General features: G+C 71.8%; 21 protein-coding genes and 1 pseudogene. 12 read left to right on the forward strand and 10 right to left on the reverse strand.

Translation table 11 applies throughout. The annotated features are described in order from the left end of the window. Nucleotides 1-538: 538 nt before the first annotated feature. The 4 genes from OG587_RS42520 to OG587_RS42535 form a co-directional block, all read right to left on the reverse strand. Nucleotides 539-1,081, reverse strand: coding sequence for a GNAT family N-acetyltransferase (locus OG587_RS42520; RefSeq protein ID WP_329084522.1), 543 nt, complete (start codon nt 1,079-1,081; stop codon nt 539-541). 262 nt (nt 1,082-1,343) lie between these two features. Beyond that, on the reverse strand, nt 1,344-1,964 hold the full coding sequence (locus tag OG587_RS42525) for a LutC/YkgG family protein (protein WP_329094181.1): 621 nt from the start codon (nt 1,962-1,964) through the stop codon (nt 1,344-1,346). Between the two features lie 62 nt (nt 1,965-2,026). After that, nucleotides 2,027-3,433 (reverse strand): lactate utilization protein B, encoded by a 1,407-nt coding sequence (locus OG587_RS42530; RefSeq protein WP_329084523.1) that lies wholly within the window; start codon nt 3,431-3,433, stop codon nt 2,027-2,029. Between the two features lie 106 nt (nt 3,434-3,539). Beyond that, entirely contained in the window at nt 3,540-4,334 is a 795-nt protein-coding gene (locus OG587_RS42535; protein ID WP_329084524.1) for a (Fe-S)-binding protein, read from the reverse strand. Here OG587_RS42535 and OG587_RS42540 point away from each other — a divergent pair. After that, a pseudogene (locus OG587_RS42540) lies at nt 4,315-5,058 on the forward strand (FadR/GntR family transcriptional regulator); the annotation flags it as partial. The gene OG587_RS42535 and the pseudogene OG587_RS42540 sit on opposite strands and share 20 nt — an antisense overlap. A 30-nt stretch (nt 5,059-5,088) precedes the next feature. Here OG587_RS42540 and OG587_RS42545 read toward each other — a convergent pair. Then, nucleotides 5,089-6,549, reverse strand: a complete 1,461-nt coding sequence (locus tag OG587_RS42545) for a sulfatase family protein (RefSeq protein WP_329094183.1) — start codon at nt 6,547-6,549, stop codon at nt 5,089-5,091. Nucleotides 6,550-6,694: 145 nt separating this feature from the next. On the opposite strand from OG587_RS42545, the gene OG587_RS42550 reads away from it, so the two are divergent. The 3 genes from OG587_RS42550 to OG587_RS42560 all read left to right on the forward strand — a co-directional run bounded on the left by OG587_RS42550 (nt 6,695) and on the right by OG587_RS42560 (nt 9,398). Continuing rightward, entirely contained in the window at nt 6,695-7,714 is a 1,020-nt protein-coding gene (locus tag OG587_RS42550) for an LLM class F420-dependent oxidoreductase (RefSeq protein ID WP_329084525.1), read from the forward strand. Between the two features lie 167 nt (nt 7,715-7,881). Beyond that, on the forward strand, nt 7,882-8,532 hold the full coding sequence (locus OG587_RS42555) for a response regulator transcription factor (protein ID WP_329084526.1): 651 nt from the start codon (nt 7,882-7,884) through the stop codon (nt 8,530-8,532). A 146-nt stretch (nt 8,533-8,678) separates the two neighbouring features. Continuing rightward, nucleotides 8,679-9,398 (forward strand): DUF4328 domain-containing protein, encoded by a 720-nt coding sequence (locus tag OG587_RS42560; RefSeq protein WP_329094184.1) that lies wholly within the window; start codon nt 8,679-8,681, stop codon nt 9,396-9,398. A gap of 180 nt (nt 9,399-9,578) precedes the next feature. On the opposite strand, the gene OG587_RS42565 is transcribed toward OG587_RS42560, so the two are convergent. Together OG587_RS42565 and OG587_RS42570 are read right to left on the reverse strand one after the other, a co-directional pair. Continuing rightward, nucleotides 9,579-9,845: a DUF6504 family protein gene (locus tag OG587_RS42565; RefSeq protein WP_329084527.1), complete on the reverse strand. Its 267-nt coding sequence runs from the start codon at nt 9,843-9,845 to the stop codon at nt 9,579-9,581. Nucleotides 9,846-9,917: 72 nt separating this feature from the next. Further along, nucleotides 9,918-10,673 (reverse strand): GntR family transcriptional regulator, encoded by a 756-nt coding sequence (locus OG587_RS42570; RefSeq protein ID WP_329084528.1) that lies wholly within the window; start codon nt 10,671-10,673, stop codon nt 9,918-9,920. A 568-nt stretch (nt 10,674-11,241) separates the two neighbouring features. Here OG587_RS42570 and OG587_RS42575 point away from each other — a divergent pair. From OG587_RS42575 to OG587_RS42605, 7 genes are all read left to right on the forward strand, one after another. Continuing rightward, the gene (locus tag OG587_RS42575) at nt 11,242-12,411 is read left to right on the forward strand and encodes an ABC transporter substrate-binding protein (RefSeq protein WP_329084529.1); all 1,170 of its coding nucleotides are present in this window, start codon (nt 11,242-11,244) and stop codon (nt 12,409-12,411) included. Then, a complete protein-coding gene (locus tag OG587_RS42580; protein WP_329084530.1) occupies nt 12,408-13,286 on the forward strand; it encodes an ABC transporter permease in 879 nt (292 codons plus the stop codon). Before OG587_RS42575 ends, OG587_RS42580 begins: the two co-directional genes overlap by 4 nt. After that, the gene (locus OG587_RS42585; protein WP_329084531.1) at nt 13,274-14,128 is read left to right on the forward strand and encodes an ABC transporter permease; all 855 of its coding nucleotides are present in this window, start codon (nt 13,274-13,276) and stop codon (nt 14,126-14,128) included. The genes OG587_RS42580 and OG587_RS42585 overlap by 13 nt, the downstream gene beginning before the upstream one ends. After that, a complete protein-coding gene (locus OG587_RS42590) occupies nt 14,125-15,228 on the forward strand; it encodes an ABC transporter ATP-binding protein (protein WP_329084532.1) in 1,104 nt (367 codons plus the stop codon). The genes OG587_RS42585 and OG587_RS42590 overlap by 4 nt, the downstream gene beginning before the upstream one ends. Continuing rightward, complete coding sequence (locus OG587_RS42595; protein WP_329084533.1) at nt 15,218-15,880, forward strand: HAD family hydrolase; 663 nt, start codon at nt 15,218-15,220, stop codon at nt 15,878-15,880. Before OG587_RS42590 ends, OG587_RS42595 begins: the two co-directional genes overlap by 11 nt. Before the next feature lie 37 nt (nt 15,881-15,917). Continuing rightward, nucleotides 15,918-17,846, forward strand: a complete 1,929-nt coding sequence (locus OG587_RS42600) for a serine/threonine protein kinase (RefSeq protein ID WP_329084534.1) — start codon at nt 15,918-15,920, stop codon at nt 17,844-17,846. Nucleotides 17,847-17,913: 67 nt separating this feature from the next. Beyond that, entirely contained in the window at nt 17,914-18,876 is a 963-nt protein-coding gene (locus OG587_RS42605; RefSeq protein ID WP_329084535.1) for a quinone oxidoreductase family protein, read from the forward strand. A gap of 352 nt (nt 18,877-19,228) precedes the next feature. Here OG587_RS42605 and OG587_RS42610 read toward each other — a convergent pair whose 3' ends face one another. The 3 genes from OG587_RS42610 to OG587_RS42620 are packed head-to-tail and all read right to left on the reverse strand — an operon-like array spanning nt 19,229 to nt 22,039. After that, complete coding sequence (locus tag OG587_RS42610; protein ID WP_329084536.1) at nt 19,229-20,338, reverse strand: PucR family transcriptional regulator; 1,110 nt, start codon at nt 20,336-20,338, stop codon at nt 19,229-19,231. Beyond that, nucleotides 20,338-21,141, reverse strand: a complete 804-nt coding sequence (locus OG587_RS42615) for an ABC transporter permease subunit (RefSeq protein WP_329084537.1) — start codon at nt 21,139-21,141, stop codon at nt 20,338-20,340. The genes OG587_RS42610 and OG587_RS42615 overlap by 1 nt, the downstream gene beginning before the upstream one ends. Further along, nucleotides 21,110-22,039: an ABC transporter ATP-binding protein gene (locus OG587_RS42620; RefSeq protein WP_329084538.1), complete on the reverse strand. Its 930-nt coding sequence runs from the start codon at nt 22,037-22,039 to the stop codon at nt 21,110-21,112. The genes OG587_RS42615 and OG587_RS42620 overlap by 32 nt, the downstream gene beginning before the upstream one ends. Nucleotides 22,040-22,177: 138 nt before the next feature. Here OG587_RS42620 and OG587_RS42625 point away from each other — a divergent pair, with 138 nt between their 5' ends. Continuing rightward, nucleotides 22,178-23,011, forward strand: a complete 834-nt coding sequence (locus OG587_RS42625; protein ID WP_329084539.1) for a patatin-like phospholipase family protein — start codon at nt 22,178-22,180, stop codon at nt 23,009-23,011. Nucleotides 23,012-23,139: the final 128 nt, after the last annotated feature.

Raw genomic sequence — 23,139 nt, forward strand, 5'->3', positions numbered from 1 at the left:
CCCACCCTCGGGCGTGTCTGCTGACGCGGATTCCAGAGCAGCGGGCTGAGGAAGCACCCACTGGTGGGTCTGCTGGCCTACATGAAACGTAGTCAATCGAATGCACCTCCTAGGCGATCGACTCGGGCTGGTCAACGCGGGACTTCAAAGCGCATCGCTACGCCTCAAGCCCTCTCCTTAGGAGGGGGTCGTTGACGGAAACAGGACTCCAATGACCTTGACCTGGGGTTACGCAGTGACGACTCGCGACAATATCCGATAACGCCACTCCATGGACAGGTAACGGATCGGTAAATTATGTCTTTTCTCGCGTGGGTGTGACGGGCCGCGAGGATCGGGCCGCCGGCGGCGGTCGATGCTCCCTCACCGGCCGGACCATCTGGATCACACGCCATGGCACGGTAGCCGGGCACGCGGAAGACGTCCAGCACGGCCACGCCGGTGTCTCACGCCCTGCGCGCCTCGCGGCGTCCGCTCCCTCCCTTCGACTAGAGACGTCTTCCAGCGCGTCGCCCGTGACGCGAAAGTTCCGCGCGGATCAGGACAGATCAGTTCTGAGCATCCCGAACACCACGATGTCGCGCGGGCCGTCCTCCCCCAGTTCGGCGGCGCGCAGTACGCCCTCCCTGACGAAACCGGCCTTCTCCGCGACCCGGAGGGAGGCCCCGTTGTCCAGGTCCGCGCGGAGCTCGATCCTGCGCATCGCGGTGGTCTCGAACACCCAGCGCGCCACCCCGAGCACGGCCTCGGTGGCGTAGCCCCGGCCCCGGTGCAGCGGGTGCACCCCGTACCCGACCTCGGTGGTCCCGGCGCCCCAGAGGGTCCTGAAGAGGCTGATCGCGCCCACGACCAGCCCTTCGGCCTCCATGGCCAGATGTACGCCCTGGCCGGAGCGGTGCAGCTCGTGCGCGCCGTGGGAGAGCCACTGGGAGACGCCCGACGGATGGCCGGGCGAGCCGGGCGGCAGGAACCTGTCGCGCGCCTTGATCACCGAGCGGACGCGGGCGGCGTCGCCGGGGCGGAAGGGCCGGATCACGAGCCGTCCGGTCAGGATCGGCGGATCGGGTGCGAACGCGGTCACGCGCCCTCCTAGCCGGGGAATGTGTGGCCCCAACCTCATCCCAGCGGCCCCGCCCGCGCAAGCCCGGACCCCCGCCTCGTCCCGGGCGGGCACGGCCGCGCAAGCCCGGACCTCCGCCCCGTCCCGAGCGGCCCCGCCCGCGCAAGCCCGGACCTCCGCCTCATCCCGAGCGGTCCCGAGCGGGCACGGCCGGGAGACCGCGTCCGGCAAAGGCTCGCGGCGGGTTCTCCGCACCCGGTGGGGCGGGACCGCACCGCCGGGCTCAGCGGACGATGACGACCTCCAGCGTGCGCGGGCCGTGCACACCCTCCACCCGGTTCAGCTCGATGTCGCTGGTCGCGGAGGGGCCGCTGATCCAGGTCAGCGGCCTGGAGGGGTCGAGCCTGCCGAGGGCCTCCGGAACGCCGGCCACGATCTGCCCGGCCCGTACGACGCACAGGTGGTAGTCCGGGACCAGGGTCAGCGCCCGCCGCCCCTGGCCCGGCCCGGCGTCCAGCACGATGGTGCCGGTCTCCGCGATCGCGACCGCGCATCCGGTGACGACCCCGTCCACCCCGTCCAGCTCCACCGCGCTCAGCGGGGGGTCGTCGGTGACCGGGGTGTCCGGTGCCCACTCGGGCGGCAGGCCGTCCGGGACGACCAGCCGGGTGGCGCCCCGCCGGGCCAGCGCCGCCGCGATCGTCGCGGCCGCCTCGGCCTCGTCCACCACGTGCACGACGGCCCGGTAGTCGGCCACGCGCTCGGCGAGCAGTTCCACCACGCCTTCCCGGTCCGTCGAGTCCGCCGGGTCCGGTGACGTGCGGTAGGCGCGGGTGATCTCGACGTCGGGGGCTCCGGCGACGGCGGAGCGGATCCTCGACAGGATCCGTTCCCGGCTGCTCACACCGGAGACGCCCGCACCGGACGAGCGCCCGGGTCCGGGCGCGGGGGTGGCTGCTCCGGCGGTCATCGGGCGCCTCCGTCGGTACGGTTCCACCAGTCACGGAAGGACTCGGCGGGAATGTCGGGGATGTCACGGGTGTCGGTCCAGCCCGACAGCGGCCCCGGCAGGCGCCCGGGGACGAACCTGCGCAGGCGCCCGCCGAGCCGCTGGGCGCGTGCCAGCCGCGAGGGGCGGTTGAACACCCACCCGGCGGCACGCATCCCCATCCGCTCGACGCGGGCGTGGCGGACCTTACCGCGTAGGTGGACCAGGACCTCGGGGATGTCGATCGCGACCGGGCAGGCGTCGAAGCAGGCGCCGCAGAGGGTCGAGGCGTACGGCAGCGACGCGTCCAGCTCCGAGGCCGTCCCGCGCAGCTGCGGGGTGAGGATGGCGCCGATCGGTCCCGGATAGACCGAGCCGTACGCGTGCCCCCCGGCGCGCTCGTAGACCGGGCAGACGTTGAGGCAGGCGGAGCATCGGATGCAGCGCAGCGCCTGGCGGCCCACCTCGTCGGCGAGCACGTTCGTGCGGCCGTTGTCGAGCAGCACCAGGTGGAACTCCTGGCCCTCGACCGCGCCCGTCCAGGTGGACGTGTAGGGGTTCATCCGCTCGCCGGTGGAGCTCCTGGGCAGCAGCTGGAGGAAGACCTCCAGGTCCCGCCAGCTCGGCAGCAGCTTCTCGATGCCGACCACGCTGATCAGCGTCTCGGGCAGGGTGAGGCACATCCGCCCGTTGCCCTCGGACTCCAGCACCACCAGCGTGCCGGTCTCGGCGATCATGAAGTTGGCGCCGGAGATCGCGACCCTGGTCGACAGGAAGCGCTCGCGCAGGTGGAGCCTGGCGGCCTCGGCGAGGGCGCGGGGCTCGTCGGACAGGTTCTCGGGCGCCGCGCGGCCCCAGTCGGCCATCTTGTCCTGGAAGATCTCGCGGATCTCCGAGCGGTTGCGGTGGATCGCCGGGACCAGGATGTGCGAGGGCCAGTCGTCACCGAGTTGGACGATCAGCTCGGCCAGGTCGGTCTCGTACGCGGTGATGCCCTCCTCCAGGAGGGCCTCGTTGAGGCCGATCTCCTGGGTGGCCATCGACTTGACCTTGACCACGCTGGTCTCGCCGGTGGCCTTGACCAGGTCGGCGACGATCCTGTTGGCCTCCTCGGCGTCGGCCGCCCAGTGGACGTGGCCGCCCGCCGCGGTGACGGTCTCCTCCATGCGGAGGAGGTAGCGCTCCAGGTTGCGCAGGGTGTGGTCCTTGATCTCCTTGCCCGCCCGGCGGAGCTCGGCCCAGTCGGGCAGCTCGCCGACCACGGAGGCCCGCTTGCCGCGGATCGTGTGGGTGGCCTTGCGGAGGTTGTATCTGAGCTGCGAGTCCTGCACGGCGACCGCGGCGTTCGCCGGGAAGGCGGGCATGCCCAGGAACGTGCCGCTCACCGGCGGGCCATCCTCTCGTGAGTCCTCTCGCCGACAACCCTCGCGCCAACGGTCCGCCCGTCGACGGCCCTCTCTTCAGCGGCCCTCTCGTCGACGGCGGGGACGCTCATCGGGTGGCCTCCGTGGCGGCGAGGATCTCGGCGAGGTGCATGATCCGCACACCGGTGCGCTGGCGCCTCAGGGTGCCGCCGATGTGCATCAGGCAGGAGTTGTCGGCGGCGCACAGCACCTCGGCGCCGGTGGTCGCGACGTTGTGCACCTTGTCGGCGCACATGGCCGCGGAGATCGCCGGGTTCTTCACCGCGAAGGTGCCGCCGAAGCCGCAGCACTCGTCGGCCCCGGGGAGCGGGACCAGCTCCAGCCCCCTGACCTGCTCCAGCAGGCGGGTGGGCCGGTCGCCCACCCGGAGGATGCGCATCGAGTGGCAGGTCGGGTGGTAGGTCACCCGGTGCGGGAAGTAGGCGCCCACGTCGGTGACGCCGAGGACGTCGACGAGGAACTCGGAGAGGTCGTAGACCTTGGGCACCAGCTCGGCCACCTCGGCGGCGAAGGACCCGGACGTGCCCTCCTCGACGGTCCCGGGGACAAGCCCCCCGGAGCTCCCCGATCCGGTCATGGCGGGGGTGCGGGCGAGCCGCGGGTACTGCTCGCGGACCATCGCGGCGCACGATCCCGACGGCGCGACGACCGCGTCGTACCCGGCGAAGACGTCCACGAAGTGCCGGGCGAGCCGCCTGCCCTCCTCGGGGTATCCCGTGTTGACGTGCATCTGGCCGCAGCAGGTCTGCGCCCGCGGGAACTCGACGTCACATCCGAGGCGGCGCAGCAGCGTGACGACCGCCTGCCCGGTGCCGGGAAACAGTGTGTCGTTCACGCAGGTGATGAAGAGGGCGACGCGCACGGCACTCCTTCCTTTCAATGGTCCGACCACAGTATGGTCTGACCACATTTCCCCACAAGAGGAGGTCCTCTTGAGCGGTTGGCAACCGGTCCGGCGCACCCGGGCGTTCGAGGACGTGATCGCTCAGATCGAGCGGCGCATCGCGGATGACGGGCTCAGGGTCGGGGACCGCCTGCCCGGCGAGCGGCAACTCGCCGAGCAGCTGCGGGTGAGCCGGTCGTCGGTACGCGAGGCGATGCGGGTGCTGGAGACACTGGGAGTGGTGTCATCGCAGGTCGGACGGGGTCCGGACGCGGGGGCCTTCCTCATCTCCAGGCCCGCGGAGGCCCTGAGCGACCTGCTCAGGCTCCACCTCGGACTGTCGAACCTGTCGCTGGAGGAGGTCGTCGACGCCCGGCTGATGATCGAGAAGTGGTCGGCCTCGCACGCCGCCGTCCACGGGGCCGACCTGTCCGCCATGACCGCCGCGCTGGAGCGCATGGACGCCACGACGACGGCCGAGGAGTTCGTCGAGCACGACACGGCCTTCCACGTCGCCATCGCCGAGGCCTCGGGCAACAGGCTGACCACCGCCATGATGCTCTCCCTGCGCGACTCGCTCCGCCGCTACGCGGTCGAGGCGGTCGAGCGCCTGGGCGACACGGCCGGGCTCATGGCCGACCACCGCCGGATCCACCGGGCCATCGCCGCCGGGGACGCGGCGGAGGCGTCGGCCGCCGTCGAGGACCACCTGCGGCGGGCCTACCCCGGCATCTCACGTTCCCCACGGGCTGAGGACGACGAGGGGTCTGAAGGGCAGCAGGGGCGGTCTGACCGAGTCGGCCGAGCGGCAGGCGGCGCCCGAGCAGGAGACCAGGGCGTCGAGCTGCCGGTTGAACTCGGCGATCACGGGGAGCGGGGTCACCGCGGCTAGGTTGTGGAGCTGGTAGGGATCCCTGGCGAGGTCATAGAGCTGGTACTCGCCGGTGGAGTAGCGGACGAAGGTGCTCTGGGCGGTCCGCATCCCCTGGTAGGCCGGGACCGGGGTCTGGCGGGCCGAGCTCGGACTGGTCGGGCGGTAGAACTCCAGCAGCACGTTCTGGCGCCACGAGGGCGGCGTCTCACCCCGCAGGAGCGGCAGCAGGGAGCGCCCCTCGGCGAAGTCGGGAAGCGTGGCCCCGGCGAGCTGGGCGAACGTCGGGGCCAGGTCCACGCTCGCGGCCACGTCGCCGACGACGCGGCCCGCCTGCACACCCGGGCCCCTGACCAGCAGCGGCACCTTGACCGACTCGTCGAAGGGCGTGGTCTTGCCATGGGCGAGCCGGTGCTGCCCCAGGTGGAACCCGTTATCGGAGGAGAAAAAGATATACGTTTCATCCAGCTTGCCGGAGGCCCTGAGAGACTCGACGAGGGCGCCCACCATGTCGTCCACGCCGAGCATCGCCCGCAGCCGGTCCCGGTAGTGCCGGTCGATTCTGCGGATCTTCGCGGCGTCGAGCGGCGGGAGCGACCTGAGCCAGAGGGGCTCGGCGCTGACGTCCGCCTGGTTGAAGGACGGGGTGCGCGGGGCCACCACCCCGGCGAAGGCGGCCTCGTGCCGGGGGGCGTAGTTGGCCGGGTTGTGCGGGGCGACCGGGGCGAGGTAGAGGAAGAACGGATCCCGGCTGGGCCGGGAGACGAACGCCCCGGCCTTCGCGCTGAGCACGTCGGTCAGATAGTCCTGCGGCGCGAAGCCGTAGTTACGCAGCATGCCGTTCTCGTTGAGCGTGTAGCCGTACTCCTCGTACAGCCTGCGCACCGGTACGTCCCACTCGTCCCAGCCCGGAGGCACGTGGGTGGCGGAGGTGGCGCCGCCGGGATAGTGGTTGAGGTATTTGCCCATCAGCCCGGTGCGGTATCCGGCCGACTTCATCCAGGTGGCGATGTTGGAGCGTTCCAGACCGGACGTGTAGTACTTGGTGAAGCCTCCCTCGGGAGCGGTGTTGGTCAGCACGCCGTGGCTGTGCACGTACTGGCACCGCATGATCGACGCGCGTGAGGGGCAGCACCAGGAGTTCGGTACGAAGAACCTGTCGAAGCTGGTGCCGCCCTGGGCGAGCAGGCTCCAGATGTTGGGAAATTTCTGCAGATCACCCGCGTCCAGGTCGTCGACGAGGATCAGCACGACGTTGGGCCGTCCCGCAGCGTGCGCCACCGCCGGGATCGTTCCCATGGCGGCGAGGGCGAGGAGCGACATCAAGGAGAGGAGTTTGCGAGCGGCGTTGAGCACAAGTGCACGCTTCCCGGGAGACCGAATTTCGACACCTCACACTCGACCGACCAATATAGAACGTGTTCTAATTGCGGGGGCCTGTCCGGCGTTACGTCGCGAGGAGACCCCCGTGAGCACCGACCTGAAGCTCGGCCTGAACCTCGGCTACTGGCAGCGGACCGCCGACGACGCCACCGAACTCGTCCAGGCCGCGGAGCGGCTGGGGTACGAGTCCGTCTGGACCGCGGAAGCCTACGGTAGCGACGCCTTCACCCCCCTGGCCTGGTACGGCGCGCGGACGTCCCGCATCAAACTGGGCACATCCGTGGCGCAGATCTCCGCCAGGACCCCGGCGGCGACCGCGATGACCGCGATGACTCTCGATCATCTCACCGGCGGCCGGTTGCTGCTCGGCATCGGCGCGTCGGGGCCCCAGGTTGTCGAGGGCTGGTACGGAACGCCGTTCCCCAAGCCGCTCGCCCGCACCCGCGAGTACGTCGAGATCATGCGCAAGGCGTGGCGCCGCGAGGAGCCGGTGACCAGCGACGGCGAGCACTACCCCCTCCCCTACCCGGGAGGCGCGAACCTCGGCAAGCCGCTGAAGCTGATCACCCGCCCGCTGCGCGCCGAGATCCCCCTCTACCTCGGCGCGGAGGGCCCGAAGAACGTCGCGCTCGCCGCCGAGATCGCCGACGGCTGGCTGCCGCTGTTCGTGTTCCCCGAGAAGATCGAGCGGATGTACGGCCCCTCTCTCGCCGGCGCCGGACCCGGCTTCGACGTCGCCGCCATGGTCACGACCGTGATCACCGACGACGTCAGGGCGGCGCTGGACGGGGTGAAGATGATGCTGACCCTCTACATCGGCGGCATGGGGGCCAAGAGCCGCAACTTCCACGCCGACATCATCGGCAGGATGGGCTACGCCGAGACCGTCGAGGAGATCCAGGCCCTCTACCTGGCCGGACGCAGGGACGAGGCGTTCAACGCGATCCCCGACGAGCTGGCCGACGGCATCTCCCTGGTCGGCCCGGCGGATCGCGTCCGCGAGCGTCTGGAGCTGTGGCGCGAGAGCCCGGTGAGCAACCTCCTGGTCATGGGCCCCCGCGACGAGGCCTCCCTGAAGACCGTCAGGGACCTGGTCCTGGGCTGATCGCCGCCCCGCCGATCCCCGGAGTCGTCCGGCGCGCGGCGGCGGACCGGCCGATCGGCTCCCCGGTTCCGGGCGGGGCCGGCCGGAAGGACGGTCCGCCGTCGTTCGCCGGCACATCGGCCGGATGCCCGATCCGGGGCCGCCTCCCGGCTGGCACAATCCATCAGGTGACGATTCGGGTGCTCATCGCCGACGACCAGGAACTGGTACGGACCGGGTTCCAGATGATTCTGGACGCCCAGGAGGACATGGAGGTTCTGGCGACGGCCGCCAACGGGGCCGAGGCCGTCGAGCTGGCGCGGCGGCTGCGGCCGGACGTGTGCCTGCTCGACATCCGGATGCCCAAGCTGGACGGCCTGGAGGCCACCCGCATCCTCGCGGGGCCGGGGGTGCCCGACCCGATGAGGGTGGTCATCGTCACCACCTTCGACCTCGACGAGTACGTCTACGGGGCGCTGCGCGCCGGGGCGACCGGTTTCCTGCTCAAGGACAGCGGGCCGACACTGCTCATCGAGGCGATCCGGGCCGCGGCGGCCGGGGACGCGCTGGTGTCGCCGTCGGTGACCGTACGCCTGCTCGAACACCTGTCCCACCCTCGGACCGGTGGCGTCCGGCCGCCCAGCGAGCCCCTCACGGAGCGCGAGCTGGACGTCGTGCGCCTGGTGGCCAGGGGGCGGACCAACCAGGAGGTCGCCGCCGAGCTGTTCGTCTCGCTGTCGACCGTGAAGACGCACCTGGGGAGCATCCAGGCGAAGCTGGGCGCCAGGAACCGGGTGGAGATCGCCGCGTGGGCGTGGGAGTCCGGCATCGTCGGCTGAGCGGGACATCTAGGCTGATTAGCGGAAGAGCTGACGGGATAGAAAAAGGGCAGGTCCTCGGCGCATGGCGGGGGGAGATATACATGCGCTCTATCCCATCTCTACAGAAGTCGGCTTCGGCCGTCTATGTCACTCTCACCACATTGGTGATCGCGACCGCCGCCCTGGCGGTGTTCGAACAGGTCCGTGGCCGGCGCCTCGTCCTGGAGATAGCCGAGCTCGACGGCGACCCCCACGCCCCCGGCGCCGACGCGGTCTTCGGCGCGGTCACCGTCTTCGCCATCCTGATCATGTTCTTCGCCGCGGCCGCGATCGCCGCCGTCGCCGCGTACCTGAACTGGCTGCTCCGCGCCCGGCAGAACGCCGACCGGCCCGCGGTGGCACCGGTCCTGGTGAGCTGGTTCGTGCCGGTGGTCAACCTGGTCGCGCCCGCCGTGCTGGCCGACCGGCTGTGGTGGGCCTCCCGTCCGCCGCTGGACCGCCGTCTCCGCTGGGCGGCGCTGCTCACCGCCTGGTGGCTGAGCTGGCTGGTCGCGTTCGCCCTGGTGCTGGCACGGCTGTGGCCGGGGGCGTCCCAGGGGGGCACGAACCTGACCGGTTTCGGGCCGACCGAGCTGATCGCCGTCGCGGTCGCCGCCCTGCTGTGCGCGATGACCGTACGGCAGATCACCGGTATCCAGGTCGCGGGCTCCAGGCACCGGCGGCGGATCAAGGTGGAGCGCCACCTCCCGCCGCCCCCGGCGGAGCCGGTCCCGCACCTGCTCGCCGGGACCTCCCCGTCCCCCTCGCCCGTCGCCCCCGAGGCGCCCTCACCGGAGCCCTCCGGGCAGGAGCAGTCCCAGGAGGTCCACCCCGCCGGGCAGTGAGCGAAGGCCGCCCCGCCCGGTGTGAGGCACGCCGGAGCGGGGCGTCGGCCGCCCGTCTCCATCGGCGTCCATCGGCACCCATCCGGCCGTCCGCCGGCGGGGCGTCGACCTTCCGCCTCCGTGGGCATCCGTCGGCGGGGCATCGGCCGCCAAGCTCCGTCGGCACCCGTCGGCTGGGTGTCAGTCCCATGCCCTGATCAGCAGCCAGCCCTCGCCCGCGGTGTCGAACCTGAGCTCGTAGGTGCCGACCCGGCCGCCCGAGGCGGCCTCGGCCCGCCAGAACCGGCGCTCGCCGGGATCGCTGTCGGAGATCTTCCACCACTCGCGCGCGACGACCCAGTGGTCGAGGACCCGATGGACGGTGTAGAGGCGGTCACGCCAGACGAACTGGATGGGCTGCCCGTCGCGAATCCACACCTCGATGGGGTCACCGTAAAGTCTGCTCAAGACGCTTCTTCTCCCGCGGCTTTCGGATGAGCACCCGGGGGAAGACGGGCCTGGCGTATCGAACATACGTTCTCACGGGGCCGGGCGCAAGTCACCCATCTGCCGGACGAGCGGGTTGGCGTCCACCGAGTTGCGGATGCTGAAGGTCACGCTGCCCGCGCGGTAGCGGTCGTCGGACCACTCGACGGGCCGTCCCTCGTGGGTGGTGGTGACCCGGCGCTGGCGCAGCAGCGGGCTGCCCCTGCGCACGGCCAGCAGCCTGGAGTCCTGGACGCCCGCGGCCACCGCGTCGATGAGGTGCTCGCCGTAGGCGAAGACGAGGCCGACGCTCTCGTAGAGGGCCTGGGTGACCGACTCGCAGCCGGGTTCGATGCGCTCGACGGCCGGGGCGATCCATCCGGCGTAGACCGTGCGCTCCAGCATCACCGGCTCGCCCTCCAGGGAGCGCAGCCGCAGCACGGAGAGCACCGGCTCGCCCGGCTGGAGCGCGAGCCGTACGGCCTCGGTGGCCCCGGCGCCCCTGCGGCGCTGCTGCAGCACCTGCCCGCTGACGCGGTAGCCCATCGCCCGCGCCCACTGGGCGAAGCTGTGCAGCTCGGCGAAGCTCTGGCTGCGCTCGCGGCCGAGCACGATGCGCCTGGCCCCCTGCCGGGACCCGACCAGGCCCTCGGTGGCGAGTACGGCGACCGCCTGGCGGACCGTGCCGCGCGAGGCCGCGAAGCGGGCGGCCAGTTCGGCCTCGGAGGGCAGCTGGGCGCCCACGGGATACTCGCCTCGCATGATCGCGTCGCGCAGTTCCTCCGCGATGCCCATGTACCTGGCCGTCACCTCCGCGTCCCCTCCGGTGCGCCCGCGAACGCGAGAGCCCCTCCCCGCGTGCCCGTCCGCGTCCCTTCCGGACGCCCCACCCTCTCCGGACGACCCGCGAACACCCACGCCCTCCCCGAACAACCTGCGGACACCCGCGTCCCCGCGAACACCCGCATCCTCTCCGGACGACCCGCGAACGCCCGCGTCCCCGCGAACACCCGCGCCCTCTCCGGACGACCCGCGGACGCCCGCGTCCCCTCCGGTGCGCCCGCGAACCTCAGGGCCCTTTCCCACGCATCCGCGAACACCCGGTGACCGCGCAATCTCGCCTCGCCTCTCAAGCCGCTCTCTCGCGTCCGGGCCCGGCGCGCGTCAGCGGAATCCCTCGCTGCGCACACCTGGCGTCCGGCTCAGCCCCACCCTAAACAAGCATTAATGACGCACATAGCCCGGGTCCGCGCATTTCACCGCCGTACTCCACCCGTTCACCAAACAGCAACTGATTCACGACACAGGAGGTCTAGCTTGTTTGTACAAGTTCGTCTACTTTCGTGAAATATTGCGCGACACCCCCTTGGGAGACACAGTGATCGCATCCCGAGTTCGCTTTGCAGGCCTGGCCGCCTTCCTCCTGGTGGGCGCCACAGCGTGCGGAGCCGCCCCCACCACGGCGGCACCGTCGGCGGGCGCCTCCGACGGAGGCTCCGCGGCCGGAGTGGACGCCAGAACCGCCACCTCCGCGGCCGACTTCGGCGGGCTGGACAAGCTCGTCGAGGCCGCCAAGAAGGAGGGCAAGCTCCACGTCATCGCCCTCCCGCCCGACTGGGCCAACTACGGAAAGATCATCGAGGCCTTCAAGGCGAAGTACGGCATCGAGATCGAGAGCGAGACCCCCGACGCCGCCAGCGCCGACGAGATCAACGCGGTGAAGACCCGCAAGGGCCAGGACCGCGCCCCCGACGTGCTCGACCTCGGCCAGTCCTTCGCGATCAGCGGTGCCGCCGAGGGCCTGTTCGCGCCGTACAAGGTCGAGACCTGGGACAAGATCCCCGAGAACCAGAAGGAGGCGAGTGGCCTCTGGTTCAACGACTACGGCGGCTACGTCTCCATCGGCTGCGACGCCAAGAAGATCGCCAAGTGCCCGGAGACCTACGCCGACCTGCTCAAGCCCGAGTACAAGGGCAAGGTCGCGCTGAACGGCAACCCGACCAAGTCGGGCTCGGCGTTCGCGGGTGTGTACGCGGCGGCCCTCGCCAACGGCGGCTCCTTCGACGACATCCAGCCCGGCCTGGACTTCTTCAAGAAGCTGAAGGAGGCCGGAAACTTCAACCCCGTGGAGACCACCCCGGCCACCATCGAGAAGGGCGAGACCCAGATCAGCCTCGACTGGGACTACAACAACGCCGCCTACGCCCCCAAGATGGCGGAGAAGGGTCTCGACTGGAAGACCGTCATCCCCAGCGACGGCAAGTACTTCCAGCTCTACGCCCAGGCCATCAACAAGGACGCCCCGCACCCGGCCGCCGCGCGCCTGTGGCAGGAGTTCCTCTACAGCCCCGAGGGCCAGAACCTCTACCTCGGCGGCTTCGCCCGCCCGGTGCTGCTGCCCGCGATGAAGGCCGACGGCACGGTCGACGCGGCCGCGGAGGCCAACCTCCCGCCGGTCGAGGGTGAGCCCACCTTCCCGACGGAGGCGCAGGTCAACAAGGCCAAGGAGGTCCTGGCCGGAGGCTGGGGCGCCGCGGTCTCGGGATGACGGTCCCGGCTGTCACGGCCGCCGCCCCGCGCGGCGGCCGTCCTCGCTCCAAGAACTGGCTGGGAGCCCTGCCGCTGCTGGTCGTGACGGCGGTGGCCTTCGGGATCCCGGCGCTCACGCTGCTGGCCGGCGCGTTCACCGTCAAGGACCCGGCGACCAAGGTGTCCTCCTTCGGCACCGCCAACCTGGCCAGGAGCCTCCAGGGGCCCTACCTGAACGCCCTGCTCAGCAGCGTCCAGCTGTCGGCCGTGGTGGCGGTCGCCGCCGCGGTCGCCGGAACGTTCCTGGCCCAGGCCGTGATCACCTCCCGGTTCACGGCGCTGCGCGAGGCCGTGCTGACCTTCTCCGGCGTGCTGTCCAACTTCGGCGGCGTGCCGCTCGCCTTCATCTGGATCGCCACCCTGGGCAACTCGGGGGTGATCACCACCGCGCTGGGTCTCGGCCCGGGAGTGCTGTACAACTTCTGGGGCCTGGCCCTGGTCTACATGTACTTCTCGGTGCCGCTGATGGTGCTCGTCGTGACCCCGGCGCTGGACGGCCTGCGCCCGCAGTGGCGGGAGGCGGCGCAGAACAACGGCGCCACCACCTGGCAGTTCTGGCGCTACGTCGGCATCCCGGTGCTGACCCCGGCCCTGCTCGGCGGCCTCGTCCTGCTGTTCGGCGGCGCGTTCGCCGCCTATGCCACCGCCTACGCCATGGTCGGCAGCACGGTCCCGCTGGTCACCCTGCAGATCGCCGAGGCCCTCACCGGGGACGTCCTCATCGGGTACGAGAACGTCGCGCTCGCCCTGAGCCTCGACATGATCGTCATCGCGCTGCTGGTGATGGCGGTCTACCTGCCGCTGCAGAAGAGGAGCTCCCGATGGTTGCGGTAGCCACGCTGCCCGACGTCACCCCGGGCCCCGCCGCCACCGCCCGCCCCGGGCAGCGGCGGGCCTGGCGGGGGATCGTACTGGTCGTCGCGGCGCTCTACTTCGTCGTGCCGATGGCGGTGTCCTTCTGGTTCACCGTCTACTCGGAGGGCCAGGGCTTCTCGCTCGCCGCCTACGGGCGGATCCTGTCGGCGCCCGGCTTCCTGCCCAGCCTGCTGCTCTCCCTGGCGCTCGCCGCCGCGACCATCGTCGCGGTGCTGCTGCTCACCCTTCCGGCGATGCTGGCCGTACGGCTCGGCGCGCCCCGGCTGCGGCCGGTGCTGGAGCTGATCTCCACGCTCCCGCTGGTCGTACCGCCGATCACCTACGTGGTCGGCATCAGCACGGCGCTGCGCGACGGCGTCGACGCGCTGGCCGCCACCCCGTTCTGGGCGACGCTGATCGCCATCCAGGACGAGAGGTTCCCGTTCGTCCTGGTGCTCGCGTACGTGATGCTGACGCTGCCGTTCGCCTACCGGTCGCTGGACGCCGGGCTGCGCGCGATCGACGTGCGGACGCTGGTGGAGGCGGCCCGCAACCTGGGCGCCTCGTGGCCGTACGTGCTGTTCCGCGTGATCATCCCCAACATCCGCTCCTCCATCGCCAGCGCCTCGTTCCTCACCCTCGCGCTGGTGCTCGGCGAGTACACCGTCGCCGCTCTGCTCGGCTACGAGACGTTCCCGGTCTGGATCGTGACCATCTCCGGGAACGACGGGCAGCTCTCCGTCGCCCTGTCGATCATCAGCCTGCTCCTCATCTGGCTGCTGCTGCTCACCCTCTCGGGTGCGGGAAGGAAACGTCGATGACCGTCGAGTTCCGGGGGCTGCGCCGCGCGTTCGGCCGTACGGTGGCCCTGGACGGCCTGGACCTCACCGTCGAACAGGGCGAGCTGATGGCCCTGCTCGGCCCTTCCGGCTGCGGGAAGACCACGGCGCTGCGCTGCGTCGCCGGTTTCGAGCACCCCGACGCCGGAGCGGTGCTCGTGGACGGCAAGGACATCACCCGGGTCCCCGCCAACCGGCGCGACGCGGGCATGGTCTTCCAGTCCTACAGCCTGTTCCCCAACCTCAACGCCAGGGACAACGTGGCCTTCGGGCTGCGGGTGCGCAAGGTGCCGACCGCGAAGCGGCACGCGCGGGCGGACGAGTTGCTGGAGCTGGTCGGCCTGCCGACGCACGCCCAGCGCTACCCGCACGAGCTGTCCGGCGGCCAGCAGCAGCGCGTCGCCCTGGCCAGGGCGCTGGCGCTGGAGCCGCGCGTGCTGCTGCTCGACGAGCCGCTGTCCGCGCTGGACGCCAAGGTCCGCGTCTCGCTGCGCGAGGAGATCCGGCGGCTCCAGCTCGAACTGGGCATCACCACCATCTTCGTCACCCACGACCAGGAGGAGGCCCTGTCGGTCGCCGACAAGGTCGCGGTGCTGCGCGCCGGGCGGCTGGAGCAGTGCGGCCGGCCCGCCGAGGTCTACGACCGGCCCGCCACCCCGTTCGTGGCGGAGTTCGTCGGCGCGATGAACCACGTCCCCGGCCGCCTGTCCGGCCAGGAGGTCACCGTCATGGGGAAGCTCATGCCGGTGGACGGTCCCCTGCCGTCCTCGCCCGACGTCGACGTGCTGGTGCGCCCCGAGGCCGTGCTGGTCACGCCCTCCCCCGACGGGGGCGCCACGATCGTGGCGTCGTCCTTCCGCGGCTCCACCGCGCGGCTGCGGGTGCGGGTGGGCGAGCTGGAGGTTCTCAGCGACGTGCCGGGACACGACGCGGTACGCCTGGCGCCGGGCACGCGGGTGGACGTCGCCCTCGTGCAGCGGCCCGTGCTCGTCGCGGCGCGCACCGCCCCCGCTCCCGTTCTCACAGACCCCGCGAACTCCGCGACCCCCTCCGAGTCGGAGGACGTCGCGGGTGTCGGGTGAGCTCAGGGCCGTCCTGTTCGACATGGACGGCACGCTCGTCGACACCGAGGGAATGTGGTGGCAGGCGTGCGTGGCGGTCGCCGCCGAGCTGGGCCTGGAACTGACGGAGGCCGACGCCGGCCACGTCCTCGGCCGCCTGGTCGAGGACGCGGCCGGCTACCTCGCGCGGCGCGCGCCCGCCACAGCGGATGTGGAAGGGATCGGGGCGCGGCTCACCGAGGCCTTCGCCGGGCACGTCTCCGGCGGGGTGACACCGCTACCCGGTGCGATCCGGCTGCTGGACGACCTGGAGGCGGAGGGCGTGCCCACCGCGCTGGTCAGCGCCTCGCCGCGGCTCATCGTGGACATGGTGCTGCGCAGCGTCGGGGCGGAGCGGTTCGCCCTGGTGCTGGCCGCCGAGGACACCGCGCGCGGCAAGCCGCTGCCGGACCCGTACCTGCGGGCGGCCTCCGGGCTGGGCCTCGACCCCGCCGACTGCGTGGCCGTGGAGGACAGCCCGACCGGGCTCGCGGCGGCCCGCGCGGCGGGGTGCCGGGTGGTGTCGGTCTCCGGCGATCCGGTGGCGGAGGACGTGCTGACCGTGGACAGTCTGGAAAAAGTGGACGTGCCGCTGTTGCGATTGCTGGCGAGTGGCAAGAGATCGATAGGCTGAATCACTCATGTGACGGCGTATGCGGTTAGGTACAAAGGTGAGCAACCTCAGTCCCGACGAACCCCAGCAGATAGGCCGATACCGCGTGCTCAGTCAGCTGGGCCGCGGCGGGATGGGCACGGTCTATCTCGGCGAGTCCCCTGACGGGCAGCAGGTCGCCATCAAGGTCATCAATCCGGAGTACAGCCAGCACGAACGGTTCCGGATGCGCTTTCGCAGGGAGGCCGACGCGGCACAGCGGGTCCGCAGGTTCTGCACGGCCGCGGTCATCGAGGCGGCGCTCGACGACGGCCAGCTCTACGTCGTCACCGAGTACGTCACCGGCCCCAATCTCGAGGAGGCCGTCGACTCCGGCGGGCCGCTCCGCGGCTCCAGCCTCGACGCGCTGGCCGTCGGGGTGGCGACCGCGCTGACCGCCATCCACGGCGCCGGAGTGGTGCACCGCGACCTCAAGCCGTCCAACGTGCTGCTCTCCCCCATCGGCCCCCGCGTGATCGACTTCGGTATCGCCCGCGCGCTGGACACCCTCGGCGGGATGACCGGGACCGGCGAGATCCTCGGCACCCCCCGCTACATGGCGCCCGAGGTGCTGCGCGGCGAGCCGGTCTCGGCCGCCTGCGACGTGTTCTCGTGGGGCTGCCTGATGGCCTTCGCCTCCAGCGGGCGGGCGCCGTTCGGCGGCGAGGCGCTGCCCGCGGTGCTGTACCAGGTGCTCAACACCGAGCCCTCCCTGGAGGGCATGGAGCCCGCGCTGCGCGAGCTGGTCACCTACGCCCTGGCCAAGGACCCGCGGCACCGGCCCACCTCACAGCAGCTCCTCGACCACCTGGTGGGCCGGTCCGCCGCGCCGGAGCAGGCCGCCCACTCGGTCCAGGTCTCCTGGCAGGGACCTGGGGAAACGCCGGGCGGCGCCCCCTGGACCGGGACCGGCCCCTCGGGCCCTCCCGGTACGCCCTCCGATCCTGGCTGGAGCCATCCGGGACAGGATCCCGCCTCCGGCTGGGGTCACCCGGGACAGAGCGCCGATCCCGGCCGGGGTCACGCGGCCCACACCGTGCCGTCCGCGCAAGGTGGTCACCCGGTCTCCGGCGTCTCGTGGCCGGGTTCCGGCCATGCCGCGCCCGGCGCCGCGCACGACGGCCCCGGCCACACTCTCCCCGGTCCGCCGCGGGGCGACACCGGGCCCTCCTGGCTCGGCCGGGCGGCCGGGCGGCGGAGGCTGGCCGTCGGGGTGGCCGTGGCGGCCCTGCTGGTGGTGGCCGGAGGAATCGGGCTGCGCCTCGCGCTCGCTCCCGGCGGCCCGCCGGAGAACCTCACCCTGCTCTACCAGGACGACTTCACCCAGAGCGGCACCGGCTGGAGCGGCGGCACCTACAACCCGATGACCGGCACGTACGGCTACGCCCCCGAGGGGTACTACGCCGTCGACGTCAGCGGTTACTCCCCCGTCAGGCGGGAGCAGGCCCCGATCCCCTTCGTGTCCGCTCCCCCGGCCACCCCCGACCCCACGGCCAGCCCCATCCCGGTCACACCGGCCAGGATCCTGCTCGGCTCCGACATCACGATCCGTTCCGGCACCATCGGCATGGGCGAGTACGGGCTGTTCTGCCGCGGTGAGGACGACAACAAGGCGACGCGGTACGAGTTCCTGCTCGACACCTCGGGCAACGCCCGCATCCGCAAGACCGTCAAGAGCGCCGGGGGCGAGCTCACCAAGCCCGTCAAGGTCGACCTGCCCAAGGACGAGGCCATCCGGCTCGCGGCGGAGTGCACCGGCGTCGAGGGGGGCGTGCAGCTCACCATGTGGGTCAACGACGAGCAGACCCAGTCGTTCCTCGACACCAACCCGCTGCCCAACGGGCTGGTCGGCGTGATCGCCCGGGTGGGCGAGAACAGCGACGCCGTCCTCAGGGCCGCGTTCGACAACTTCACTCTGCACGGCCCCGCCTCCACCAAACAGCCCTGACGGCGAGTGATCCGCACGCCGCCGGGGACGGATCGGGGCACCTGACCGACCAAAGGAGTTCAGCACGATGCGCGCCATAGTCATCTCCGCCACCGGCGGGCCCGAGGCTCTGACCTACACCGACGATCACCCGGATCCCGAGGTGAATCCCGGCGACGTCCTGGTCGACGTCGCCGCCTCCGGGGTGAACTTCATCGACGTCTACCACCGGATGGGCCGCTACCCGCTCTCCCTGCCCTTCGTCCCCGGCGAGGAGGGCGCGGGCACCGTCGCCGCGGTCGGCGAGGACGTCCGCGGCGTCGCCGTCGGCGACACCGTGGCGTGGTCGAGCGTGCCGGGCAGCTACGCCTCCAGGACCGCGGTGCCCGCCTCCAAACTGCTCGCCGTACCCGAGGGGGTGACGGCCGAGGTCGCGGCGGCCGTCACACTCCAGGGACTGACCGCCCACTACCTGACGCACTCCACGTACGAGGTGAAGGCGGGCGACGACGTCCTGGTACACGCCGCCGCCGGGGGCATGGGCCTGCTGCTCACCCAGATCGCCAAGCTGCGCGGCGCCCGGGTGATCGGCACGGTCTCCACCGAGGAGAAGGAGATCCTGGCCCGCCAGGCGGGCGCCGACGAGGTGTTCCGCTACCAGGGCTTCGCCGACGCGGTCCGCGACCTGACCGGCTCCGGCGTGCACGTCGTCTACGACGGCGTGGGCGCGGCCACCTTCGACGAGAGCGTCGCCTCGCTGCGACCGCGCGGCATGATGGCGCTGTACGGCCAGGCCAGCGGCCCGGTCCCGCCGGTCGACCCGCAGATCCTCGCCAGGAACGGCTCCCTCTTCCTGACCCGTCCGACGCTGGGCTCCTACATCGCCACCCGCGACGAGCTCGTCTGGCGCGCCTCCGACCTCTACGGCTGGGTGGCCTCCGGGCAGCTGCGGGTGCACATCTCCGAGCGCTACCCGCTCGCCGAGGCCGCCCGCGCCCACGAGAACCTCGAGGCCCGCCGTACGACCGGCAAGGTGCTCCTGATCCCGTAACGGCACGGCGGTCGGCGCGGCGGACGGGCGGGCCGGCCGGGTCAGCGTGGTGGATGGCCGGGGCCGGGCCGGTCCGATCAGTGTCCGATCAGTGCAGCGGGTGGGCGGGCCAGTCCGTTCAGCGCGACGGGCGGGCGGACCGGTCAGTGTCCGATCAGTGCAGCGGGTGGGCGGGCCAGTCCGTTCAGCGCGACGGGCGGGCGGACCGGTCAGTGTCCGATCAGTGCAGCGGGTGGGCGGGCCAGTCCGTTCAGCGCGACGGGCGGGCGGACCGGTCAGTGTCCGATCAGTGCAGCGGGTGGGCGGGCCAGTCCGTTCAGCGCGACGGGCGGGCGGACCGGTCAGTGTCCGATCAGTGCAGCGGGTGGGCGGGCCAGTCCAGGAGGCGGGCGCCCAGGACCGCCGTCTCCAGGGTGAAACGCTGGGTGGAGTCGTCCGGCGAGAACCCGGTGAGACGGCGGATCCGCTCCAGTCGGTAGGTCACCGCCCGGGTGCTGACGCCGAGCCTGCGCGCGGCGGCGGTCTGGTTGCCCTGGGAGGCGAAGATGGCCTCCAGCGTGGCGAGCAGCGGCTCGGGACCGCCCCGCGCCTCCAGCAGCGGGCTGAGCACGCTCGTCACCAGGTCCTCGATGGCCGCGCGATCCCGCAGCAGCACCGGGAATACCAGCAGGTCGGCGGCCTTGAGCACGGGGGCGCGCAGTCCCAGCCGGTCGCCGAGCTCGATGGCGTTGGCGCCCTCCCGGTAGGAGGTGACCACCCCGCCGGGGCCCCGGTGCGCCCGGCCGAGCCCGACCCGCCAGCCGGGCGCGAACGCCTGGCGCACGTGGTGGGTGAACTCGCCGTTCGCGACGGTGAGACTGCCCGGCGCGACGCACACGAGCGTCCCGTCGCGGACCGCGACCAGCACGTTGTGCGAGCCGAACCTGGCGACCAGCGCGTCCTCGATCCGCCGGGCCGTCCCCTCGGCCTCCCCCGCGAGCTCGCCGTCCCCCGGGCCGGCGGCCGTGGCGGCTCCTCCAGCGGTTCCGGAGGTTCCGGGGGTTCCGGGGATTCCGGCCGGGCGGGCGGCTCCGGCGGGACGGGCGACGGCGACCACGTACGTCTCGGCCAGGCGGAGCCCGAAGTGCTCGGCCCGCTCGGCGAGCCTGTCGGCGCGGCCCTGGAGCAGGTCGTCGACGAACTCCCTGCGCGCCGACTCCTCCTGGCGCAGCGCCGACCGCTGGGCGTTCTCGTACCCCTCCATCAGGGCCGAGACCGTACGCCGCAGGGCCGGGAGCGGGACGGGGCTCACCGACTCGGCCATGGCCAGGGCGGTCTCCACCAGGGCCCGCACGGACGCGCCCCGCTCGGCGGCCAGCGCACCGGCGGCGCGGCAGTCGTCGAGCTCGGCCCGGCCGGGCAGCCTGCCGGTGGCGGCCGCCTCCCGTAACGTCCGGAGATGGCCGCCGAGCAGCTCGTCCATCAGACTCCCACGTCACGCCTGTCGAAGGCCGGCATCGCGACCAGGAGCAGCGCGACGGTCGCCCCGGCCAGCACGAGATAGTCCCATGCCGGGAAGCCCAGCTGGATCGGCCGCCCGTCGAGGTAGTAGTGGAACGGCGAGATCCAGCGCAGCCAGGACACCCCGGCCACATCCTTGCCCATGGTCTCGACCACGTATCCGGCCACCGCGACCACCCCGACCACCGCCAGGGCGACCCCCCTGCGTCCCGTCGCGGCGCCGACCGTCAGGCAGAGGGTGCCGAAGAAGAGAGCGAGCAGGAAGACGCCGACGTGACCGGCGAGGATCCTGCCGGCGGGGACGCCCAGGCCGACGGCCGCCGCCAGGCCCAGCACGACGAGGAAGGTGACCGCCGCCACGCCGAGCAGCGCGAGGGCCAGGGCGGCGAAGCGCTCCAGGACCAGCCGCCTGCGGTCGATCGGGAGGGTCAGGACCAGCTCCAGCGTGCCCGACTCCTCGGGCTGGGCGATCGCCCGGTTGCCGATCACCGCGGCGCACATGATGAAAAGCAGCGGCCCGAACAGCTGGTAGACCAGCGCCTGCAGGAAGCCGGAGCCGCTGGTGAAGCCGCCCTCCAGGCCGCCCATGAGGTCGCGCATGGCCCCGGGGAACTTGGCCAGCCCCGCGGCCCCGTAGATGTCGGGGTTGCTCGCGATATTCGGGTAGAACGACAGGTACAGCGCGAAGAACGCGCTGATCCCGACGGTCCAGCCGAGCAGCGGCCGCCGGTAGTCACGCAGGCTCTTCGACACCAGTGTGGGCATCGCGCGCCTCCCCTTCCTCGCTCTGGCTGTAGTAGGTGAGGAAGATCTCCTCCAGGTCGGGCTGGGCGCTGACCATGTGCACCACGGTGAACCTCGCCGCCGCCTTGATCAGCGCGTCCGGGCGGCCGTCGATGGTGCAGCGCAGCCCGGCCCCCTCCACCCGCAGGTCCCGGACGCCGGGCAGGTCCTCGAACGCCTCGCGGGGCACCGGGGCGTCGAAGTGGAACTCCACCCGGCGCACCGCCTTCTCCCTGAGCGCGGAGACGTCCTCCACCGCGACCAGCCTGCCGCCGCGCACGATGCCGACCCGGTCGGAGACGTCCTCGACCTCGGCCAGCACGTGGGAGGACATCAGCACGGTGCGGCCCGAGGCGCGGACCTCGCGGACCATCGCCAGGAACTCCTGCTGCACCAGCGGGTCCAGGCCGCTGGTCGGCTCGTCGAGGATCAGGAACTCCGGCTCGTGCATGAAGGCCTGGATGAGCCCGACCTTCTGCCTGTTGCCCTTGGAGAGCCTGCCCATGGGCACCGACAGGTCGGCCTCCAGCCGTTCGGCCAGCCCCTCGATCCGCCCCTTGGGCACGCCGCCGCGCACCGCGCCGAGGAAGGCGAGGAACTCCCCCGCCTTCTCCCTGCCCTCCAGGGCCAGTTCGCCGGGCAGGTAACCGATCCGGCTCCGCACACCCACCTCGCGGGGATCCCCGCCGAGGACCGTCCTGCGGCCCCTGGTGGGGCGGATGACGTCCAGAAGCAGCCTGATCGTCGTCGTCTTTCCCGCGCCGTTCGGGCCGAGATACCCGAACACCTCCCCGGCCCGGATCTCCAGGTCGAGATCCTCAAGTCCCCGGCGCCCGCCGTAGAACTTGGTGAGCCCCTCGGTCTCCACCACCGCTGTCATGCCTCAGATCGTGCCCTCTCGCCGCCGCCGGGGTCATGGCCGGACCCGGACAGCTGGCCGCCCCTTCGTTGCGCGGATCCGGAACCCACCCGGCCGCACCCCGAATCCGGTGCTCCGGCGCGGGGCTATGGTGAGCCCATGAGCCTGGACACTGCCTTCGTACTGGGTGGCGGGGGCCTCCTCGGCGCCCACGAGGTGGGCATGCTGCGGGCGCTCGACGAGGCGGGCATCAAGCCCGACGTGATCGTCGGCACGTCCGTGGGCGCGCTGAACGGCGTCGTGTTCGCCGCCTCCCCCGGTGACGCGGTCGCGCGCCTGACCACGCTGTGGAGTTCGGACATCGTCCGTACGGCGTTCGCGGGGTCCTGGGTGACCCGGCTGTCCACCCTCGCCAGGAGCGGCACCCACCTGCACCCCTCCGAACCGCTGCGCGACCTGCTGGCCCGGACGCTCCCGGTCTCCCGCATCGAGGATCTCTCCGTGCCGTTCCAGTGCGTGGCCGCCTCCGTCGAGCGCGCAGCCGCGCACTGGTTCACCGAGGGCCCCCTGGTCGAGGCGGTCCTCGCCTCCTGCGCCGTCCCCGGGCTGCTACCGCCCGTCCGCATCGGCGACGGCCACTACCTCGACGGCGGGCTGGTGCACAGCATCCCGGTCGGCCGGGCCGTCGCGCTCGGCGCCCGGCGGGTCTACGTGCTGCACGTGGGCAGGATCGAGCGTCCCCTGGTGGTGCCCCGGCGCCCGTGGGAGGTCGGCATGACCGCCTTCGAGATCGCCCGGCGGCACCGCTTCACCGAGGAGATGGCCACCCTGCCGGACGACATCGAGGTCCACGTCATGCCGTCCGGGGGCGAGGCCCGTCCGGGAATGGACCTCTCCCAGCTGCGCTATCGGGATATATCGCATATATCTGAATACATCGATCGCGCGTACCGGGCCTCGGCCGACTACCTGGCCCGGCACTCGCCCACCTGACCCACGCCATCCGCCCGCGTTGTACGTCCGCATTGGGGTACTTCACAGGGGTACGTCGATATCAGTACCCACCTGAGTCACACCGGCATCCACACACGCACCACACCGCGCATCCACACAGGCAGGAG

It is taken from the genome of Streptosporangium sp. NBC_01469 (assembly GCF_036227305.1).
In the GTDB taxonomy this organism is placed as follows: domain Bacteria; phylum Actinomycetota; class Actinomycetes; order Streptosporangiales; family Streptosporangiaceae; genus Streptosporangium.

Excerpts from the sequence above, each read along its gene's own strand:
- OG587_RS42545 (WP_329094183.1), bottom strand. The coding sequence starts at position 6,549 with ATGTCGCTCCTCGCCCTCGCCGCCATGGGAACGATCCCGGCGGTGGCG.
- OG587_RS42580 (WP_329084530.1), top strand. The coding sequence starts at position 12,408 with ATGACGGTCCCGGCTGTCACGGCCGCCGCCCCGCGCGGCGGCCGTCCT.
- OG587_RS42585 (WP_329084531.1), top strand. The coding sequence starts at position 13,274 with ATGGTTGCGGTAGCCACGCTGCCCGACGTCACCCCGGGCCCCGCCGCC.
- OG587_RS42590 (WP_329084532.1), top strand. The coding sequence starts at position 14,125 with ATGACCGTCGAGTTCCGGGGGCTGCGCCGCGCGTTCGGCCGTACGGTG.
- OG587_RS42605 (WP_329084535.1), top strand. The coding sequence starts at position 17,914 with ATGCGCGCCATAGTCATCTCCGCCACCGGCGGGCCCGAGGCTCTGACC.
- OG587_RS42610 (WP_329084536.1), bottom strand. The coding sequence starts at position 20,338 with ATGGACGAGCTGCTCGGCGGCCATCTCCGGACGTTACGGGAGGCGGCC.
- OG587_RS42615 (WP_329084537.1), bottom strand. The coding sequence starts at position 21,141 with ATGCCCACACTGGTGTCGAAGAGCCTGCGTGACTACCGGCGGCCGCTG.
- OG587_RS42620 (WP_329084538.1), bottom strand. The coding sequence starts at position 22,039 with ATGACAGCGGTGGTGGAGACCGAGGGGCTCACCAAGTTCTACGGCGGG.
- OG587_RS42625 (WP_329084539.1), top strand. The coding sequence starts at position 22,178 with ATGAGCCTGGACACTGCCTTCGTACTGGGTGGCGGGGGCCTCCTCGGC.